The 16,365-nt window shown below is 49.4% G+C and carries 12 protein-coding genes and 1 pseudogene; all 13 read left to right on the top strand.

Annotation, left to right across the window (positions count from 1 at the left end; genetic code table 11):
- Positions 1 to 8 precede the first annotated feature (8 nt).
- The 13 genes and pseudogenes from ACGHM3_RS18865 (at position 9) to ACGHM3_RS18805 (ending at position 16,283) form a co-directional block, all read left to right on the top strand.
- Positions 9 to 4,955, top strand: coding sequence for an RHS repeat-associated core domain-containing protein (locus ACGHM3_RS18865; RefSeq protein ID WP_345422197.1), 4,947 nt, complete (start codon positions 9 to 11; stop codon positions 4,953 to 4,955).
- Positions 4,952 to 5,305, top strand: a complete 354-nt coding sequence (locus ACGHM3_RS18860; protein WP_345422200.1) for a hypothetical protein — start codon at positions 4,952 to 4,954, stop codon at positions 5,303 to 5,305. Before ACGHM3_RS18865 ends, ACGHM3_RS18860 begins: the two co-directional genes overlap by 4 nt.
- A gap of 103 nt (positions 5,306 to 5,408) precedes the next feature.
- Complete coding sequence (locus ACGHM3_RS18855; RefSeq protein WP_345422203.1) at positions 5,409 to 5,924, top strand: hypothetical protein; 516 nt, start codon at positions 5,409 to 5,411, stop codon at positions 5,922 to 5,924.
- Positions 5,925 to 6,442: 518 nt separating this feature from the next.
- Entirely contained in the window at positions 6,443 to 7,600 is a 1,158-nt protein-coding gene (locus tag ACGHM3_RS18850; protein ID WP_345422206.1) for an RHS repeat-associated core domain-containing protein, read from the top strand.
- Between the two features lie 23 nt (positions 7,601 to 7,623).
- Positions 7,624 to 8,016 (top strand): hypothetical protein, encoded by a 393-nt coding sequence (locus tag ACGHM3_RS18845; protein ID WP_345422209.1) that lies wholly within the window; start codon positions 7,624 to 7,626, stop codon positions 8,014 to 8,016.
- 644 nt (positions 8,017 to 8,660) lie between these two features.
- Positions 8,661 to 9,034 (top strand): annotated as a pseudogene (locus ACGHM3_RS18840) (type II toxin-antitoxin system RelE/ParE family toxin).
- Positions 9,027 to 9,332, top strand: coding sequence for a transcriptional regulator (locus ACGHM3_RS18835; protein WP_345422212.1), 306 nt, complete (start codon positions 9,027 to 9,029; stop codon positions 9,330 to 9,332). Before ACGHM3_RS18840 ends, ACGHM3_RS18835 begins: the two are co-directional and overlap by 8 nt.
- A 761-nt stretch (positions 9,333 to 10,093) precedes the next feature.
- Positions 10,094 to 10,489, top strand: coding sequence for a c-type cytochrome (locus ACGHM3_RS18830; RefSeq protein WP_345422215.1), 396 nt, complete (start codon positions 10,094 to 10,096; stop codon positions 10,487 to 10,489).
- 269 nt (positions 10,490 to 10,758) lie between these two features.
- Positions 10,759 to 11,070 carry a hypothetical protein gene (locus ACGHM3_RS18825; RefSeq protein ID WP_345422217.1) on the top strand — a complete coding sequence of 104 codons (312 nt, stop codon included), beginning with the start codon at positions 10,759 to 10,761 and terminating at the stop codon, positions 11,068 to 11,070.
- A 12-nt stretch (positions 11,071 to 11,082) separates the two neighbouring features.
- Entirely contained in the window at positions 11,083 to 11,301 is a 219-nt protein-coding gene (locus tag ACGHM3_RS18820) for a hypothetical protein (RefSeq protein ID WP_345422220.1), read from the top strand.
- Between the two features lie 135 nt (positions 11,302 to 11,436).
- The gene (locus ACGHM3_RS18815; RefSeq protein WP_345422223.1) at positions 11,437 to 12,576 is read left to right on the top strand and encodes a PAS domain-containing sensor histidine kinase; all 1,140 of its coding nucleotides are present in this window, start codon (positions 11,437 to 11,439) and stop codon (positions 12,574 to 12,576) included.
- 37 nt (positions 12,577 to 12,613) lie between these two features.
- A complete protein-coding gene (locus tag ACGHM3_RS18810) occupies positions 12,614 to 13,015 on the top strand; it encodes a response regulator (RefSeq protein WP_345422226.1) in 402 nt (133 codons plus the stop codon).
- A gap of 664 nt (positions 13,016 to 13,679) precedes the next feature.
- Positions 13,680 to 16,283: an alpha/beta fold hydrolase gene (locus tag ACGHM3_RS18805; protein WP_345422229.1), complete on the top strand. Its 2,604-nt coding sequence runs from the start codon at positions 13,680 to 13,682 to the stop codon at positions 16,281 to 16,283.
- Positions 16,284 to 16,365: the final 82 nt, after the last annotated feature.

Here is a 16,365-nt window from a genome sequence, read left to right as displayed (position 1 = left end):
TACGCTCGATGTGGGAATTTGATCCATCAAAATTGGTGGCAATACCGCACCAGCAACAACACCAATTAATTGCCATTCGAGCGGCCGGCAGCGTATGGATGTTTGCCCGCGAAAGTTTTGTACCTTCCACTTGGTTACTGTTGAAGCGAGAGGGCTTCGCTGGAGATTTAATCAGAACCAGCGGCGAGCTGAGCGAGTTTCAAGATGACCTCGGCCTGGGCAGTATCAAGAAAGTCCTCAGTTTTTACCATGGTCAGCCCAATGACTACTGGAACCCCTTCTCCATTTGGGATCATTTCGAAGAGTTGGTATTAAGCCAGCGGCTGCAAGTCTATAAGCTGGGCGAGCAGTATATTAATCGTTTGGCAGAGCCTGAAGATCGTTTTTATTCTTCCTCTAGCTTGCCTGTGGCAGCCATGGACGAACCAATTGCGAAAAAACGGTTACAACTCAGCGAAAGCCTTGGCCAAGAAATTCAATTTCGCTGGCGCGATAAAATTGCCGCGGACGCCGTACACTTTAATTTGTCCTATTTCGACCGCGAGTACGCGGAGTGGTCCGAGACGGTTGCCGTAGTCGGAGATGCTGCATGGGGTGCCATAGTAGGGCTAAAAGATGCCGCGATGTTCGTGGTAGAGTTCGCATGCGATGCCGCCACCGCTGCAGTGCAAACCGTTAAAGCCGGCTTGAGTGGCTTGGTAGAGTTTCAAAACCGCATGGAATCCGCGGTACTGGACGCTCTAAAGGGGAACAAGAAGGCACTGTTGGACGAGCTAGAATCCCTGGGCGTGGGGTATATCAATGCGGTTAACGCCAGTGCCAATGCCGTGGCTACAGCGGCTAAAAATATTGCTCGCAAAGTGGTTGAAAAGCTTAAGGAAGGGGAGCGGCTATTTCGACTTTTAATGAGCGATCACCTGACCCGAGAACTATTATACGATTACATCGATAGCCTAGCTCAAAGCCGAAAATACACCGACAGCCGCCTCACCGGCTTAAAGGTCATCTCCACATTAGTGTTTGAAATCGGTATTGATGTTCTGTTGGGGCTGTGCACCATGGGCACAGCCGTGGTGGCTAAAAGGGCAATGCAAGCCGGCAGTAAAGCTAGCAAGCTAGCCAAAGCTCGGTTTGGCCCGTTTAGCGAAAAAGCCATGACACTGTTGGCGGATTTAGCACATCTTATGGATTCTAAGTTGGCAACAAAAGGCGGTGGTGGATCGCAGTCCAAATTAGACGTCCCCCCCGAAGCCAATGTTGAAAATCGGCGAGATAGCCAACATTCGGGCAAGGATGATGGTGCCAACGACGAAAATGCGCAAGACACTGACAATCACAGCTCGGCCACGAACCAAAATGGCGAGGCCTGCCGAAAAGATTCGCAAACCTGCACCGGCGGTGAGCCCATCAGCTTGGTAACCGGTGAAGAAATTCTTGGCTTAACCGATTTTACCATCTCCGGGGTGTTTTCAATTCCCTGGCTTAGAAAATACAAAAGCAGTAATACCATCGATTGTGGTATGGGCCACGGTTGGACGCACCCATTTGCGGAAAAATTAGTGCGCACCAATTTTGGTGTGGCGTTGCACACCAATGAAGCTCGCATTGTACCTTTTGCTCGGCTTGCCGTTGGTGCTTCTACCACCAATAAAACTGAAAAACTCACCTTAATTCGCAATAAACGTGACAGCTACACGCTATTAGAAGACGACGGCCGTTTAGTAAAGCAATTCATACTGGCCGATGGTAATCGTATTTACCCAACCCGAGTTCAGGACGGCATGGGTAATGGCGTAGATTTAGTCTACAACGCCAACTGCCAATTGCAGCAGGTAGTTTCCGATCAAGGTGCCCGTTGGCAACTGGCGTATAACGGGCCTCGTATAGAAAAAATACAGTGGTATTCAGCGGCGGGGCAAGGAAAAACCCTGGCTACCTACCACTATAACGATGATAACGACCTAGTAGCAGCCTACGATGCGCAAGGCAATGCCGAACGTTACCAGTACAGTAATCACGTTATTCAAAAAAGAACACTCAAAAGTGGTTACAGTTTTCACTTTAAGTGGACGCAAAACAGTAACCGTGGCCGCTGCATTCGCAACTGGGGAGACAGCATCGATGGCCAGCCCACTTACGACTATCGTTTCCGCTGGCTAACAGAAAACAAAGCCGTTGAAATAACCGATACCCGAGGCGGTATCGAATATTACCAGTTCAACGACGCTGGTCAGCCTCTGGTACATCGCGATCAAGAAGGTGGCGAAACCCGGTACCGATACGACCTTTGGGGCAATATTACACAAATTACAGATTCACTTGGCCGAGCACAGTCATTTGAGTACGACACCCAACAGCGATTGGTAAAAACCGTTGGCCGGGACGGCGAGATCGTAAGATTTCGGCGGGATGCCCAAGGTAACGTGCTGGAAACCACGGATCAATTAGGCCAGCCCTGGCGCAAAACGTATACCGCAAATGGCCTATTGGCCAGCCAAACCAACCCCGCGGGTGAGTGCTTTCAATACGCATACAATGCGCTGGGCTTACCGAGAAGCATTACTAACCCACTAGGCCAAACCTGGCATTACCTGTGGGACAACCAAGGCCTGCTCACCGCCATCCGCAATCCACTGGGCCAGCACACCCGTTACAAGCGCAACAGCGAAGGCTTAGTAGAAGCTGTTATCCAGGCGGATAAATCCAGAACCAGCTACCGTTATGATGAAACCGGCCGCTGTACGCAGGTCACCACGGCTGATGGCGCAAGCCAAGCCTACCGCTACAACAGCTTAGGGTTATTAACCGAGCATACCGGCACGGATGGCAATGTAACGCAATATTGTTACAACGGGCTTTCGCAAGTTGTAAAACGAGTGGATTCACTGGGCCACACCTTAGCCTACCAGTACGATGGCGAGCGTAACCTAATTGGGCTAACCAACCAAAACGGTGAGCAATACCAACTCAAATACGACCTCAACGAGCGCTTAATAGAAGAAATTGGTTTTGATGGCAGAACCCAGCGTTATCAATACTCCCGCGCGGGTGAGCTGGCGGCCAGCGAGGAGACCTGCCCAGTAACCGGCCAATGCTTGCAGCGGCTGAGTTATTTACGCAACAACCGCGGCCAGTTGCTAGAGCAATGGTTGGAGGTGGATAACGGTAAAGCCACTAAGCGAAAACTTAAGCAATTCTATTACGACAAGTCTGGCCGCTTAACCGCAGCCAATAACCCAGCGCAGACGTTAAGCTGGGCTTACGATGCCGTAGGCCGGCCAACGCAAGTGAGCCAGGGCGGCCAATCTATTTATCATCAATACGATGCCCTGGGCCGCCGCATCGCCAGTAAGCTACCGGATGGCAACCGTGTAGCCTACCAATACAGCGATGCTGGCTTGCTCAGTGAAGTTTCGCTCGATGGCCACCTGGTGGCAGGCATAGACCGAGACGAACTTGGCCGAGAAACCAATCGCCTACACGGCAACCAATTAAAAACCGAGCAGGGCTATGACCCGCAGGGCCGTTTGCAGCGGCAGAAATTGCTTAAGCTAACATCTACCGGGGAGCACGGGAGCACCGTAAACGAGCGACGCTATGGCTATAACACGGCCGGCCAACTCAGCCAAATCGACGACTTACGCCGAGGCACCAGCCACTACCATTACGACAGCGTAGACCGGCTAGTACAAGTCACTGGGCCCCAGCCAGAGACCTTCGTTCACGACCCGGCCGGCAACCTTTTGGGCAGCGCCGAGCCAAACACCAATACCAGCCAACAAGTAACGGGTAACCGCGTCAACTTCTACGGCGACAGCCACTACGAATACGACCAGCGTGGCAACCGAGTGTGTGAGCGCCGAGGTAAGGGCGGCAAGCTGGTCACCCACTACCAATACGACTGCCTCAACCAATTAATACAGGTAGACAACGGCGAAGCTACCACCCGCTACGAATACGACGCCCTGGGCCGGCGAGTGAGCAAAACCACCACCATCGACGATAGCACAACCCATACTGAATTCTTATGGAACGATGACGTACTGCTATCGGAGCGATGCATCGCGGATCAGGAGGCGGGGGAAGATGGGCAGGGTGGGCGAGGGCAGCAAGAGAGGCACGAAAAGCCAGATTTCAGCCCAGGCAAAGAACCTAGCCCAGCAGATAAAACCTACCTATTCGAGCCGGGTACCTTCAAGCCGCTAGCCTTCGTAGAACAAGGCAAGATCTATCACTACCACCTAGACCACCTAGGCACCCCACAAGAAATCAGCAACGCCCAAGGCAAGCTGGTATGGAGCGCCAACTACAAAGCCTACGGCAGCCTCGCCCTTGCGGATAACCCACAAGTAGAGAATAATCTGCGTTTCCAGGGGCAGTACTTCGATGAAGAGACCGGGCTGCACTACAATCGGTTTCGGTACTATGATCCGGAGGTGGGGCGGTTTACCCAACAGGATCCGATTGGGTTGTTGGGGGGTATAAACAACTATCAGTATGCTCCGAATCCAATAAGCTGGATTGATCCTTATGGATTGAGTAGTAAAGATTGTCCAGATAGAAACAAAAAAATACCTGAAAATTACGATCCTTTAACTGATACGCATATCGGCCCACATGGTTTTAGATCTCCAGACGGGAATCAAGAAGAATTAGTAATTGTGTACCGTGGTGTCCATCCAAATCATCCAGACTATGTGAACGCAATAGAAGGTAATGCTGTGCCTTGGGGAGGTCATCGAGATGTTGAATTGCATAACCTTGGTGATAATCAAAGCGACTTTACTTCTTGGACAACCGATAGATCTATCGCAGAAAGATTTGCTAAGTCGGAACCAGAGTCGATTATTCTTGAGCAGCAAGTTAAACGAAAAGATTTGATTTGGTCTCCAGATAACTTTGTTGAGAGTGAGGTTCTGAGATTAGGGCCTGTGACAGGGGCTAAAGTGCGATGATCAGTCATGTTGAAAATTTGGTTGAAAGCTTAGTACAAAAAGGTTGTTTTAGTAGTGAGTGCAAACCTTTGGCAAATGGATTGTCTCAAGACGTCTCGTGCGGGAAGTTAAAAGCGGCTTCTCAAAACCCTATTGAGCCAAAACAACTGGAAACAATTTACTCCAGAAGATACCAACATTTGCTAGAAATAAATTCGAGTTTTTCAGGTGTAAAAGAATTATTGGATTATTTGGTAACGGCTAAAGACAAATTATTATTAGTCAGTTATGAATTGGATGATAAAACCTTAATTTTATTTCTTCGAAGTGATTGGTCTGAAATAGTCGGGATAGTGAAGCTAGATAAGTAGTATGGAAAAGCGGTGGCGGGCAGGTATTGCTTTGTGCCACCCGGACAGTTCAGTCTTCGACGCTGCGCACAGCATCTTGTAGTAAAATCTGGGGGCGTACATTGTGAAATATGAGAAGAATCAAAAGCCAGTATTTCTTCTTGTTTTAAGTGTTGTCTTATTGTGCTCATGTTCCAGCGTTAGAAAGCTTGATAATTGGTTGGTAGAGCATCGTGACGTGATAGTTGATGATGGGCCAGCTGAGAAGACCGTTCGCGAAATGGAGTTCTTTGTTGAGGGTGACACAAAAGAGCATTTAACTAAGCTGGCCGAGGAGTATCCTGTCGTTGCAAAGAGTAACTATGTTTCGGCGACGATTGACGGCGCACCGCAGGTCGCCGAGTCTGGTAGTAAGATGTATATCCCATATAAAAACGCTGGAAAATACGTTGATTACCTACTGCGTAAAGAGTTTGAACGGGATAAATTGAATTGCAGAAGCACCCATTGCTCGGTGGTTATTGGGATTGAAGAACAGAACGGTGGTTCACTTATCTATGTTAGAGCAACGGTAATGCACAATATAGGTTCTTTCACTGAATACGTTCGTGGAGACCTACAGGAGAGGTTGGACTTCTAACCACCTATCCGCATGTCACACGGCTTGCAAAAAAGCGCAACCCGCCCGCCATGCTCACACCGCGCCAGATTCCAACTGCAAACCGTCCGTTCAGCCCAGCCACGCGTGGCTGGGGGCAGTGCTTCGCACTGCACAGTAAAGTAATGCGGCTGCTAAGCCTGTCACGGGTGTTGCTGGTGTGGCCGAAAAATTATCATTCCCTTTTAGCCGCTAAAATAAATTTAGGCTTTTTACCGCCGCCCACCAGGCCGCTCCTGGGCATCCATGCCCCCGCGGCATTCGTGCTTTCCCTACACATCGCGACCCCCGCGCCAGTCCTAGCGACCTGTCTTCTAGCTTAGCCTCCCTCATTCGCGGTACTCATTCCGCGTTTAAGTAAAACTACTCGCCGGCTCGGGTAAACCCATTGCCGTCTAATTTATTCGTGCTTCGTAGTTAACGCTGTGCCATGTCAGCGATTAAGTGCGAGCTAAATACTTGGCTGTTTTCAGACGTGCCGGCCCAGCCCAAATAGCCGCTTGGAAGTCTTAAATGGCTTCTACGGCGACAGCCACTACGAATATGACCAGCGTGGCAACCGAGTGTGTGAGCGCCGAGGCAAGGGCGGCAAGCTGGTCACCCACTATCAATACGACTGCCTCAACCAATTAATACAGGTAGACAACGGCGAAGCTACCACCCGCTACGAATACGACGCCCTTGGCCGGCGCGTGAGTAAAACCTCCACTATCGACGATAGCCCAACCCGCACCGAGTTCCTATGGAACGACGACGTACTGCTATCGGAGCGATACATCGCGGATCAGGAGGTGGGGGAAGATGGGCAAGGCGGGCGAGAGCAGCAAGAATTCAGCCCGGATAAAGAGCCTTACTTAGCAGATAAAACCTACCTATTCGAGCCGGGTACCTTCAAGCCTCTAGCCTTCGTAGAACAAGGCAAGATCTATCACTACCACCTAGACCACCTAGGCACCCCACAAGAAATCAGCAACGCCCAAGGCAAGCTGGTATGGAGCGCCAACTACAAAGCCTACGGCAGCCTCGCCCTTGCGGATAACCCACAAGTAGAGAATAATCTGCGTTTCCAGGGGCAGTACTTCGATGAAGAGACCGGGCTGCATTACAACCGGTTTCGGTACTATGATCCGGAGGTGGGGCGGTTTACCCAACAGGATCCTATTGGGTTGTTGGGGGGGATAAATAATTATAAATACGTAGTCAATCCTGTACAGTGGACAGATCCCCTCGGACTAACCGCTGCTAAAGAAGATCCAAATCGTCAAGTAAGAGCAATATCAAGACCTAAAGAGATAATTCCACCAGATTACGACCCCTTAACCGACTCTTACGAAGGCTCGAAGTTTTATTCCAAATCAACAGTTGAGGGTGGGCGTGTCCACGTGTCCACAGATGCTATTACGCAAAATGATTTTGCTCGTATAGTGGATAACAGTTCTGGACAAGTTGATATTTTGACAGGTACACACGGCACCCCTGATGGCGACTTAGTATACAAGCCTGCCTTCTATGATGAAGATTTTGCTCGATGGGGTGGCGCTCCAAATGTAAATGTCCACGATGTTTCAAAGATGTCGAATTCCCAAATTAAAAGCATCATTGATAACAAAGACACTACTATATGCGCCTGGTGTTTTAGCGAGAAGTCAAAATTTTGAAGTATGGAGTTTGGAGTTGTTAAATGTATTTTGAAGATTTAAGTGATTACTCTTATCACCCGGACGGTTTGGGCGAAAACGTTAAAAATATAGGCTGGCTTTGTAAGGGGGAAGATTACAATGTCTCGGAGAATCCCCATGTAGAATTGGCTGAAAAATTATTGTCAAAATGGCATGGAAGGGTGGTAAAAACGCGGGGGTTTCATTATTGCGATTTGTGTGAAACCTCCGGTTTGGTAAAAGTAACTAATGAGTTAGGGCAAAATTTCAACTTGGGGTCGGCGGAATTTAGAGTTCCTTCAATGGGAAGTGACACTCTATATGCAGCTCCGGATTTAATTATTCACTATATTCTTGAGCACAATTACAGTCCACCCCAAGACTTTTGCGACTCAGTTTTGTCAATGCAGGCATGAGGGTAAGGTCTTGCATCGTGCCACCTGGACAGTTCGACCTCCGGCGCTACGCGCCTGCGGGCAGTGCTTCGCACTGCACAGTAGAATAATGCGGCTGCTAAGCCTGTCACGGGTGTTGCTGGAGTGGCCGAGAAATTATCATCCCTTTTTAGCCGCTAAAATAAATTCAGGCTTTATACCGCCGTCCACCAGGCAACCCCCGTGCCAGTCCAAGCGGCCTCTCTTCTAGCCAAGCCTCCCCCATTCGCTGCGCTCATTCCCCGCCCGAGTAAAACTGCCCGCCGTCTCGGGTAAACCCATTGCCGGCTAATATGTTTGTGCTTTGTAGTTAACCCAGTGCCAACGTCAGCAGCTAAAGGCGGGCAGTCGGGCTGGTTGCTTGGCTGTTTTCCCCCACGCCTTCCGCGCAGCCCCCCAGGGGCTTAACTCCGCACAAAGTGAGCAACTCACGCACGGGAAATGTTCAGCTTTCTTATCAGCACCAACCGCCGTGCGTATCCCCCTGCGGGTGGGCAGGCAAGCTGCCCACTCCTCGGCGGACGGTAAGGCAGGGCGCCCGTTGGCGCCGGTTTTTGTGTTCTTGGAGGGTGTGGCAAAGTATAACACCAGGCGCTACACTTTGCCGGTGTTAGAAAGGGTAGCTCATGCGAATACTTAAAAACAAAACGTATAGCAAATGGGCGGTTAAAGAGGGTGTGGGTGACGATGCATTGCGGGCCGCCGTTGATGAAATCGAGCGGGGCCTAATTGATGCCGATCTGGGCGGCCACGTTGTCAAAAAGCTTATGGCAGTGGGTGGCCGCGGTAAAAGCGGCGGTGTGCGCACTTTATTGACTTATCGCTTAGGCGACAAAGCGTTTTTGTCTACGGTTTTGCCAAGTATGCTCGCGCCAATATTAGTGTCGACGAACTTAATGCCTTGAAGCGCTTGGCAAAAGAATTGCTGAGTTATAGTGACAAAGCATTAACTGAGGCCATTAAGAATGGCGCGTTGATAGAGGTAGAGAAAAATGGGTAAATCGATATTGAATTCTGTTCATGAAACGGCTCAAGATCTGCACGCTGCCGGTGTTATGAAAGATGCCACGTTGCGTGAGTTCGACGCCTTATATTTGCCTCCGGTAAAAGAATATACCGCTGTGCAAATTAAGCGTATTCGCTTGAAAAATCACGCCAGTCAAGGCGTGTTTGCGGCTTACTTAAACACCAGTATATCTACAGTTCAGAAGTGGGAGCAAGGTGCTATAAAAACCAACAGGTCATCGCTAAAGCTGCTTAATTTAGTGGCTGATAAGGGGTTGGATGTGTTGGCTTAACTACAATTATCGACGGTCTGTGAGAAAATAGAAGTTGTTGCAAACTACCCCTTAGATGTTTTCGGACCTAAGTTGAATTTAGGTTTCAGGGATTCATGTTTAGTTTGCTGTAGGCGGAATATACTGCACTCGTGATGGCCGTGGCTAAAAGAACCTGAAAGAAGAATACTAAAATTGTGAACTCAATGCATGGGATAAGTCTTTTTTTATAATGGCAATAAGTAGAAACGATAGGCGCCTGAGTCCGTTTCGTTGTGTTGATTCAGATTTTTTTGATAGCTTTATTAACCATTTTCCTATGTCTGCGTAACATCCTTGGATTAGCTATGAGCAGTTGAAGTAAACCGCTATGAAAAAGGAAATTAAGAGGACATAGAACACAGTGGTTTGACACCAGTTGCTTAAATCAAACTCTGTAAGATTCAATTTATGTCCGACAAGTATGACAAAGGTAAAGATTAGGATTTGTATCGAACTCAATTTCATCCGTTACTGCGCTGCCGGTGACGGTTTCGGAATCCAGTTGATCTGACGCGCCGCGCACAATGACTACATCCGCAGTGGCGGTTACATCCAAGCCAGCGCTGGCCGGTGCGGTAATTGCTTGTGCTGAGCCTTGCTCTCTCTTACCCGCACGGTTTGATGTAAGTCAGCAAAGCCTGGTATCAGTACTTTAGAAGGATAGGTAACCCGGCCAGAAACTTCTTATGCTTTCACTGGTGGTACGTGACCACCCAGTAATAGTCTTAAGGAGTTGTGACATGAAGTCTCTGGTACCGCTTTACGGTTTGTTGGGCATTGCATTGGCTGGGGTGCCTATGGTTGGCGTTGGCGCCGAGCAAACAAGCAATGATGTAGAAATGATTAACTTGGCGCAAAGCAGTGGCTGCGTCACTTGTCATTCAATAGCCGCTGGCGGCAAGGGCCCTAATGGTCTTAAACCCATTGGTCCTGCATGGCAAAAGGTGGCCGAGAAATACCGGGGCCGTCCGGAGGCAAAGCAGGAGTTAACACAAACGGTCTTAAAAGGTTCCAGCCCCTACCAGAGCCATTGGAAAGGCGAGGTAAGTGGTGTTGCTATGCCACCCAACTCCGCAGTGCTTAACGAGGAGCAAGCCGATCAATTGGTAGGTTGGATATTACACTTAGCTGACTAGAGCTCAGATACACGGTATGGTTGGCTCAAACCGAAACTGATTGTGCAAGGTTGCTCGGCATTCGTCGTAGCAATAATACTTGAGCCATTAATCTACGTGGCGTTTTGGCAAGCCACGTAGATTTTGCCTAAAAAAGCGCCAATAAAGCTCATAGCCATGTGTAACGCGCGACTATGGGCGGCTTTGCTAAAAAACTAAGGACAACAATAATAACCCAAGCTAAAGATCCACTTTATGTCTACTGCCAAATCCCGCATCGGTGTTAGTTGTTGCTGGAAGTTGATAATCTTTTATATTTTTTGCTCCCTGAATTTGTGTGCGCTGAGGTTCCAGCGGGTAAAAAAACGATTTATTTAATCGATACCGCAGGCGGCCAAGTTACTATTGGCGAAGTTAATTTTACCGCCGATAGCAGTAGTGCAGAGTTTTTGGTTGCAATCGATTATGAGGGTTTCACAGATTACTTTCTGTCCATGAAAGAGATGAAGTGCCTTGAGTCCTCGGAGCTCTGGTGCCATCTAAAATACCCCTATGAACAACCGCGTAGAATAAGTGCCGATGATTTGCGGTGGTTATCCTAAGACTTACTGTTTATGTACAAAAAGCCAAAAGAATTTGGGACTAATTTCCGCAACGGCATTTACTACGAATTGACACAATCAGAAGGGGTGATTCGTGGAGTTGCTCGCGCGGTAGATCTTAACCAACTTGCGGCGCCGCCTGATGACCTTTCTGTTCCTCCCTTCCAGGAATACGATATTGAGCCCATAGAGCTGAATAATCGTGGCTACCCCCGGTTAGAAATTCGCTGATAACGCCTATAGAATCTCTTGGTGCTGACCAAATTCATAGTTGAGGGATAGTCGGCCATTGGCGCCCATTATGGCTACACAGTGGTGATTCCGTAGTATAGTGGCCTCCTGATAATCGAAAAGGTTCACCCAATAATGGCAACGAACTACCTGCAAACAGAGCTTTATAAGCTGTTTAAAACAGATTCTACCGTGGTGGATTTTATTGAGCAGGGTTCATTGGATGGTTTGTGGTATTGGGATTTAGAGAATCCTGAGCACGAGTGGATGAGCCCAAGGTTCTGGCTCACCATGGGCATAGATCCGTCGACCAAGCAACATCTGAGTGCCGAGTGGCAAGATCTAATTCACCCACAAGATCTAGAAACAGCACTGAGTAATTTTGAAAAACATTGTGCCGACCCCAATCACCCCTACGATCAATACGTTCGCTATAAGCATGTATCCGGAAAATGGGTCTGGGTTCGTTGCCGGGGCATCGTACTACGAGATGGCAGCGGCAAGCCAATACGCATGCTGGGTGCACATACGGATGTAACAGAGATCATGGAAGCCAGGGAGACGGAGCGCTGGGCCAAGCAACTGCAACAAGTTAACGAAGATTTAACCACGCTGTCCTATGCGGCTTCCCACGATCTTAAAGCGCCTCTGCGTAGCCTCGTTGGGCTGATTGACATACTTAAACAGGAGTATGCCATTGACCATAGCGCAGATACCCAAGCGGTATTTCCGCTGATAGATCAACAGCTAGAGAATATGCAGCGGTTACTCGATTCGGTGCAAGACCTATCCAGTATCGAGTCCGCTAGCCAATCTGTGGTGGCAAAAGAATTCAATCTGGCCACCGTGGTTGACCAAGTTAAAAAAGATTTGCAGTTTAGTGAGATCGACCAAGCGTGGCGCGTGGAATTTAATGGAGAGCAAAACTTGCGCGGGGATCGCGTTTTGATATATCGCTGTTTCCTGAATATTTTTCAAAACAGTATGAAGTACGCCTCGCCAGATACAGCGCTGACCATAACCGTGCAGAACCGTAAGCTGCCTGAGGGTTACCAGGTGTCAGTTACTGACAACGGAGTAGGTTTGGCCAAAGAACACTGCCAAAAAATGTTTGATTACTTTTCTAAATTCCATGACTCGGCCCAGTACGCCGGAACGGGGCTCGGCCTTGCCATTGTACGCCGAGTGATGACGTTACATGGCGGGAAGGTTACCGCTAGCTCCGAGGTTGGTCAGGGTATGCGTATCGAGCTATTGTTCCCCGTCTTGGTTTAGGTATGATGTTTTAGAAATCATCAATTAAAGTGCTGCTATGAATAAAGCGAATTTAATCAACGTAGTGTTAATCGACGATAACCTTGCTGATAACTACATCCACCGCCGGGTGGTTGAGAAATCCGGCGTTGGTCGCGTCTTGAGTGATTTCACTATGGCTGAAGAAGCCTTGGATTGGTTGAGATGTCAAACGGAAACTGTCCACGTTATCTTTCTCGATATCAATATGCCTGCCATGGATGGTTTTGGATTTTTAGAACAATACCAATCCTTAAACGAAGCTAACCAGGCAGAGTGCGTGGTGATTTTCTTAACGTCATCTTTGAATGAACGGGATAAAACCCGAGCGGAGGAGTTTGGTGTCGATTATCAATATAAGCCTCTCACCAGCGAGCGCTTTTTAGAGTTCTTGCGGCAAAAGGGCTTGTTAGAAGGCTAAGTTCCTCTGCCAAACCAAACTCCAAATGAATCCTCTCCTAACTATAATTTATTACCTTGATTTTACGATCTCGGGTTTGCGAGCCGTGGATTGACTGTTTGGTTAGTTGTGGTGCTTTTATGCAGTTGTCTTTGTATTGCACTTGCCACGTGTTGTTGGCGTTTTAGCACTTTCCCCTCATTGTCATTGCCAAAAATACTAGTATTTAAGCAGTTTTAGTAATTATTTAATTTAAGTTAAGTTGGCGCAGCCGCTTGCTCTGACGGTGAAAACTTTATACTATCAGCCTCTGCTTGCACAATTTTTGCAAAATTGGCGTGTCAGAAGACCCGCAATATCTTAATAAAATTTTACAAACCAAAACTCGGCGTCGCCGTATAAGTACGTAGGCAACCAGTTGCTTCGGCACTGCCAGTAACCTAGGCACCGCCAGTAATTAGGCTCTGTCAATGTAAAGCTGCTCCTGTCGAGCTTTGGTTTACGTGATCTACAGCAGTCGATTTTGATTGATCAGTGTCTCGATGGGTAGGCGCTAGGCGCAGAAACTGTAAGCGTCTAAATAGCGAATACCTTATATAGCGAATACCTTATATAGCGAACGCAGAGTAGGCACACAAACATAAACTCAATGCAGCTGCACGATGCTCAAGGGAAGGGGAATCGGATGGTAAATGCAAGTCAAAACATTCAAAACAATGACTATTGCCCGTTCAACCAAGGGTTTTGGCAATGGGTGTTGCAAACTCCATTGGCCATGGCCATCGAGGACGGTAGCCGTAAAATCTCCTACGGCGAGCTTGGGGCAACCATTGGTAACCTTAGTGCTTTAATCCAATCTCGGGCGTCCGCCAACTCCAGCGGTCAACCTTCCCAGTTTGTAGCGGTGTTAGCCAACCATAGTGCAGAGGTCATCACCGGTATTGTTGCCGCCGTGGTGGCCGGCAAAGCCTACCTGCCGCTAGACCCAAGCCAGCCGGAAGCGCGATTACTTGCCATTACAGAGTCTCTTCAGCCGGGCATAATCATCGCCGATGCTGCCAACCAGCAGCGGGCCGAGGCACTGGCCTTGGCGGCCCATGCCAGTGGCGTAGTCATGGCTGTGCTGAGTGTGGAGTTGCCCAATGGGGGGGACGCCCGGGCTACAGCGCCGTTCTCCCCACAGCAAATTGAAAAACATCTGCCTGCCTACGCACTGACAACCTCGGGTACAACGGGTACGCCTAAGATTATTGTACACTCCCGAGCCAGTATGATGCGCTCAACCGGGCACTATCTTGCAGACTTAAATATTAGTCAGAGCGATAAAATCGCCCTGGCCTTGCCCTGCAGTTATACCCCCGCTGTATTTTGTATTTTTGGGGCTTTGTACAGCGGGGCTACCCTGTGTGTATTCGACATCAAAGCCGGCAGCACCACCGATTTAATTCGCTGGATTGAATCCTCTCAGGTGAGTTTACTGTACAGCACCGCCACCTTGTTTCGTCGGGTCATTAACACTGCTGAGTGTGTCGAGCAGCTGGTCAGCCTGCGTGATATCCACGTGGTAGGGGAGCCTCTGTTTACCTCCGACGTCGCGCTTTACCAACAGAATTTTAGCCAGCACTTTACGGTGCACAACGGTTTAGGCACCTCAGAAACCGCCTGTTTAACGCGATTTCAAATTAATGCTGGTACTGAGCTGACCGGCTCCCAGGTTCCCGTGGGCCGCCCCTACGATGATGTTAGCCTGCGTCTTATCGATGAATCCGGCGCTGATGTGGCCGAAGGTGAGCCCGGTGAACTGGTTGTTATGTGCGACAACTTCGCCCAGGGCTACTGGGGTCAGCCCAAGCTGAGCGCCGAGAAATTTAAGCCCGTACCCGAGCAGCCTGGCTCGGTGGCTTATTACACGGGGGATAGGGCACAAATGCTGGCCGATGGCAATCTGTTGTATCTCGGCCGCGGCGACACTCAGATAAAATTGAATGGCCAGCGTATTGAGTTAGCAGAGATTGAAGCCACCCTGGTAGTACACCCCAGCGTGGGCAACGCCGCAGTAAGCTTTAACCCTTCCTTGGAGCCGGCTCAAATTATCGCCTTCGCAGCCACTGCGTTAACCGCAGACGAGTTGCGCAAGTTCCTGGCGCAACGCTTACCCCATTATATGGTGCCTTCGCATTTTGTGTGCATGGACGCGCTGCCGCTGAACGCCTCTGGCAAGGTAGACCGCAAAGCGCTCAGTGAATGGCAATTTAGCCCGAACATGGCTGAATCCGGAGCAATCGAGACCCCGGCATCCATGTTAGAGCTGCGTGTTCTTAATTGCTTCCGCGATGTACTCAAGAAAGATCTGCACGTTAACAGTAACTTCTTTGTTGAGGGTGGGGACTCCTTTAAAGCCATTGAACTAGCGCTGGAGCTGGAAAACGCCATATCAGCACCGGTTAATATATCGGTGTTAATTGAGGCGCCAACCCCCAAGCTGCTCACACAAGCCATTGAAGGGCTACTTTACCAGGGCCACAGCGGCGTCATTGCCAGCTTGCACAACAAAAAAGCCGTAGATGATGCTCCCGGCAAAAGCCCCAAGGCCATGATTTGCCTGCCCGGTTTGTTTGGCGATGCGTTTTCGTTTCGGGCGGTAGTGGATCGCTTCCAGGATGACATGCCGATTTACGCCATGGAATACCCGGGCTTTGAAAAGCTGGGCCGGCCCATGGAAACCCTGGAAGACGTTGTCCAAATATGCTTTGACGAAATCCAAGATGTGTATCCGGTGGGCGATATCGTGCTGGTGTGTTATTCCCTCGGGGGTGTTATTGGCTTTGAGTTGTGTCGTAGGTTGGCCGAGGCGGGCAGGCCGGTGGATAGCCTAGTGCTTTTGGACTGCTACACGCCTAAATCCATTAAACGCAAATACCTACTCGACAGCGTGCGCGAGCCGCTTAAGGCTATCTACAAAAAAGTGGTTGGCAGGCAAGATGAGTTTAACGCCGTGTTCTCCCGCCATGATCACCTCAACCGCATACTGACTAAAGCGGTTTACAAGTACAAACCCCAGCCCCAGCAACTGACTAAAGCCCTGTTGGTAATAGCCACGGCAGAGCGTTCGGTTACCGTGGATTATCAGCAGTGGTGGCACCTCATCAGAGGTGAATTTAAAACCTGCCGCATCGCCTGCGATCATTTGGGCCTTATTACCAAGCAGCATGCGCCCCAGGTTTGCGAGGAAATGATCCGCCATTTGCCAGAGTCTCTGCCAGAGGGGGCAAGTCCCGAGCCGGCCTAGGCCGGCTTTCGGTAAGCCAACGGCGCCAGTGGGGGTCAGCTTTTACCGGTGTATTTGCTGGTACGTGAGGCTCGTGGTAACT

This window comes from Halioxenophilus aromaticivorans (genome assembly GCF_042850945.1).
GTDB lineage: Bacteria > Pseudomonadota > Gammaproteobacteria > Pseudomonadales > Cellvibrionaceae > Halioxenophilus > Halioxenophilus aromaticivorans.
The sequence above is the reverse complement of the archived record's forward strand: the minus strand, read 5'-3'. Positions and strand labels throughout refer to the sequence as shown.